The 4,269-nt window shown below is 51.6% G+C and carries 4 protein-coding genes; 1 reads left to right on the top strand and 3 read right to left on the bottom strand.

What is annotated here, in order from left to right; all coding sequences use genetic code 11:
- Positions 1-1,657: 1,657 nt before the first annotated feature.
- Positions 1,658-1,897, top strand: coding sequence for a beta-propeller fold lactonase family protein (locus tag BG74_RS19960; protein ID WP_187202876.1), 240 nt, complete (start codon positions 1,658-1,660; stop codon positions 1,895-1,897).
- Positions 1,898-2,285: 388 nt separating this feature from the next.
- On the opposite strand, the gene BG74_RS08970 is transcribed toward BG74_RS19960, so the two are convergent.
- The 3 genes from BG74_RS08970 to BG74_RS19955 all read right to left on the bottom strand — a co-directional run bounded on the left by BG74_RS08970 (position 2,286) and on the right by BG74_RS19955 (position 3,611).
- Positions 2,286-2,543, bottom strand: coding sequence for a hypothetical protein (locus tag BG74_RS08970; protein ID WP_066597960.1), 258 nt, complete (start codon positions 2,541-2,543; stop codon positions 2,286-2,288).
- 770 nt (positions 2,544-3,313) lie between these two features.
- Positions 3,314-3,517 carry a hypothetical protein gene (locus tag BG74_RS08955; protein WP_066597956.1) on the bottom strand — a complete coding sequence of 68 codons (204 nt, stop codon included), beginning with the start codon at positions 3,515-3,517 and terminating at the stop codon, positions 3,314-3,316.
- On the bottom strand, positions 3,504-3,611 hold the full coding sequence (locus BG74_RS19955) for an ABC transporter substrate-binding protein (protein ID WP_369678553.1): 108 nt from the start codon (positions 3,609-3,611) through the stop codon (positions 3,504-3,506). The genes BG74_RS08955 and BG74_RS19955 overlap by 14 nt, the downstream gene beginning before the upstream one ends.
- Between the last annotated feature and the right edge of the window lie 658 nt (positions 3,612-4,269).

Below are 4,269 nucleotides of genomic sequence, written 5' to 3'. Positions count from 1 at the left end.
GATCGGGTCGGTGGCCGTATGGTGTTAGCGTTGCGGCGCGACGTACGTTTGTTGGCCAAGGGCCTGTTTCCAATCCGTTTTGAATTTCGAGATCGCGGCATCGACCGCCGGGATTTGCAGTAGTTGATCAGCGATGTCGACCGTTAATGTAACATGACTGCAACCTGCCAGAACGCAATCCAGTACCTGCCACGGCAATTTAAAATTGGCGGTATGTATTCGGCAGTCGGGGTATACTGACTCAGTAACGATTGAAGTTCGATTGCAAACCGTTGCCGTCTTGAGCAACTACTCGGTTAACATAAGAGCGACATGGGCCTTACCAGCCTCAGCGCCGTCAGCAGCCCCTTATCGGTGCATACACGGCTGTCCCTCCATCGTTGGTATACCGCTGTCACTCAGAATGCTGATGGTGGCGAGTCTCCCCTCACGATTGACCAGGATCTTGATCGCCGTTTCACGATCGTGAACATACAGCGCGCTTCATGCACCATCTCTTCCACCGTCTCTGCCAGCACTTGAGCAGAGCAGTTTGTCCGGGCCGATCGCCGTGCAAAGGCGCGTCAGGCATTGCTGGGGCCAGCTTACCACGGGTGATAATACTAGGGTTGGTCGTGACGCTGGCTGGCGATAGGCAGAAAATGCGACACGCGTTCAACGGCAGCGTTATCGCCGCTGCCAAGATAAATATTTATATTTTTCCTTATATATTAGTTCATTGTAAGTTTAACAATACCCCAGAGACCAATGTGAGCTAACCCAGATAAGACAAGGAAAATGATATTGTTCGACGGTAGGGCTTGGCGTCCATCCTCGGCGGGTTTGAAAAGGCTGTTGACGTCGGCTGTGAATAACTTGTGTTCTACTGTACGCGTGAGGGACTGTAGTTAATCTTGCTTAACCTCACAATTGAAAAATCATAATAAAATATTTATTATTATGAATCTTGTGATATTTGAAATAATGCCCATAAGGCGATAAGGCGACGAGTTTTCGCATCTCAGGAAGGATTAACAGACGACAGTGGGTAAAGGGGCTATGCCGCTGCAGTGGCGGTATACAACGCTATGAACAATGCTCAGTGGATTAGGGAAAATGGCCGTTGCCAAACCGAGACATGCCACTTTAGCGTGCAACAGTGTCCCGGGCAATAGGTGGGCGTATCAGTATCCGCCGACGTCTTATCTCCTGTAACAACAAGAGAGGCTTACGATGATAACCCTGTCCCCCGCACGACGTATTGCTCTGTCGGCTATGCTCATTGCCTTCAGATACCCGTGCTTGCACGAACCTATGCTTATTTCTCCAATGCCGATTTTGGCACCATCACCTGTTATAGATTCGATAAAAAACGGGAAAATTAACGCTGCTCGACGCGATGCCGGCGGCGGCGAAGGTGATGACGATAGCGCTTAAGCCCCTATCGTTAGCATTTATACAGCATGATGCGCATGCAGCCCTGGTTAGTAATCACCTAGCACATTAACTGCTAAACAGACGATCTATAGCAGCAGGTTATCACGCCGGCCGCGGCCAGTTTTCCCTACATCGCGGTGGATAAAACGGGACAATACCTATCGGGTGCCTCTCTCTTATGACAGCGATATCGTCATCAATAATTACATCGATGCGCATAGCAGGGTAACATTGCTGGTGACTGGATCATCACACTGGTCCGCATATACACTCCGTTATCCCCGATAACACTAATCGCGTTTTATTCGCGGGCAATTTTTGCAGCGATCAGGTACTGCAAATGTGCCTTGCCTATAATGGCGCTATCAGCCCGTTCTGCGACAGTTACGTGCAGGATGAGAAAAACAGCCGCCCCCGGCATTCTGTCGTGTCACCGGATATCGTTATTTATATAACTTGGTGGAGGAAATGGCCGGGATGATTACGCAATATCGCCTCGGCGAAGATGGCACACTAACCCGGGTTCAATACTGGTCCAACGCTGTGGCGACGCAATATCACCTGTAGCACAACAAAAAGAGCGCGGGGTCATACTGATCCCAACACTGCGCATCTGGGGTAGGCGGATATTAAGTGATGCCCAACGGCTATTTCTATATGTTACCTAACGGAACTCCAGCACGGTTAGCGGCTATCATATTGATGTGCAAAGCGGTGCCTTGACCTTGATCGGCAGTTGAGCGGTGGAAAAGTAGCTGCGAAGCATCAATAAACTTTAACTTGCAGGACAGTCTTAGCTAATAAGATAGCTTCGGCCCGCTGAAGAGGTTTAGTCTGCATCATAGCCTATGTTTTCCCCGCTCTGCGCATTATCTCACGCAGCGGGTCGAATCTTGCTCTTTCTCGGGGATGTAGCCGCTGCTACAATCCCTGATCTCAATCCAAATAATATTGTCGCGCCGCCGCTTTGTTGCCGGCTTGGCGATCGTGGGTAAAAAACCGATAGCCGATACACCTCCAATCTTTAGGATCATCGGTGTACCACCACGGACAACCCCGCCGCGCTCCAGGCCGCCTCCTACTAGTACTTTGTCGTGCTGCTGCCAGATAGTTCTAATGCCGCCCAAAAGTGGCCACTGCCGTCGGATAGGAGAACAGCACCACGATGGCATTGTCCGCCGTTTGCCGCGTCAGACAGGGGTTAATCGACCATAGAGGCCGCCGGCGATATTCCTGCAACGATAGCGCTGGCTGGGGTAGACATCCCACACGGCCAGTGTCTGGCCGTCGGTCAGTCTGGCCGCTACCGGTTCAGCGTTCCCTGCGCCACCTGGATGAGGAAGCGGGCCGTCTGCTCTGGCGAGGCCATTAGCAAAGTCCGTTCGACAAAATCGAAGTGCGGCAGCAGGGTCTTTTTGGCGACAGAGGGATTGCCTTTTCGCCAGGGCGATAACTAATTCTACCACATCGGGTATCATGCCATCGGCGCCTCCGAACTGGCGTGGTATGCGCATCACGCCTAAGAGTATCGCTGCAATGCGCACGGAGGCGTCAAGGTTTAGGCTACGCGCGCCGATCGTAATCCGAGGCCCTGTATGACTAGGATTTGGCAGAGTGCTGGGAGTGGACGATAAAGTCACGGCGGCGTGATAGTGTTCGGATATTTTATTTCTCCAACCAGGCATCTGCCAGACTTGAATAGAACAGCATCGGCCCCCCAGGCGTAAACTCTGTAATCAGGGGGGTATAAACCCTGTAATTTTTTGGATATAGAATCTGAAGAATTTTAGCTCCAGCAGAATTGATCGACGCCGTATCAGTTTTTACCAGCTCCTGCATCTGGTCGATGTCGGTATAGTACCGCCACCATATCATATCCCCATACTTCTGAATCCCTTTAATAATGATCCATGGCGGGTTTATTGTAGCTGGAACTGTTGCTGGACGGCGTGCTGGGTTTAATATTCTTGCTCCAAAAGCGGTGCGTAACGCTAATCTGCGGATCGGGATAGACGGAATCCCATTGGGAAAAGGTGTCGAAATCATACTCGCCGAACACCCAGAGGATCATGGCCGCCAGTTCAAGATTAATAAGTATCATAAGGCTTGACGGTATCCCAATAATCGGGATTGCTCTCCAGCACGATGTGGTTGCCGCGGACCCATTCTTTGAATTTAAACGCGCCAGTGCCGATGGGCTTGGCGTTTCGATAGATCGGTCAGCAGATTGATCCATTCATACAAATGGCGTGGCACAATCTGCGTTTCGGTGCCGAAAAGAACCGACCACAAAACCGGCGCCTGTTCACTGAGCCGCAGTACCACTGATCGTCAGGCGTTTCCACTGCAGATGGAACGTGATAGTTTTATCGTCCTCCGCTTGTTTCCGCGACCTCGCCAACTGCGGCTGCGGTCGGTACTGGCTATTATATACTGACCAGTCCGTCAAAGATACTGGAGGACACCACCACCGCCGGGCTAGAGATATTGATACTGGCTACCAGATCGGCCGGCTCTGGGGTGACGTTTAGGATCGTAGGTAGTATAATAAGTACCAGAGTTGCACTAGTGTCGGTAGAAATTATGCTCGCGCAACGTGACCGACGCGCCGATGATATCAAACAGCAATTGCACCAAGGTCAGCGATGCGTGGGTGGAGAGGGTTTTTCCTCCGTGACTGACAGCAAGACACTCGTGGCCTGCGCCGCACTACCTGATCCGACTGCGCAGCGCAGGCCTAGGCCTCCTATTCCAGCAATGTCGCAGCGTGCTCCAGAAAGGATTCGGCGCCAGCGCAGTGGGCAGTTATGCACCATAAAGTACTACGCAGCGCATTGATTCGTCCGTCGTCTG

Source organism: Sodalis-like endosymbiont of Proechinophthirus fluctus (genome assembly GCF_001602625.1).
Classification (GTDB): Bacteria; Pseudomonadota; Gammaproteobacteria; order Enterobacterales; family Enterobacteriaceae.
This window is presented reverse-complemented; position numbering and strand designations above follow the sequence as displayed.

What these genes read in the sequence shown, in the direction of transcription:
- BG74_RS08955 (WP_066597956.1), bottom strand. Translation starts at nt 3,517, where the DNA reads ATGATACTTATTAATCTTGAACTGGCGGCCATGATCCTCTGGGTGTTC.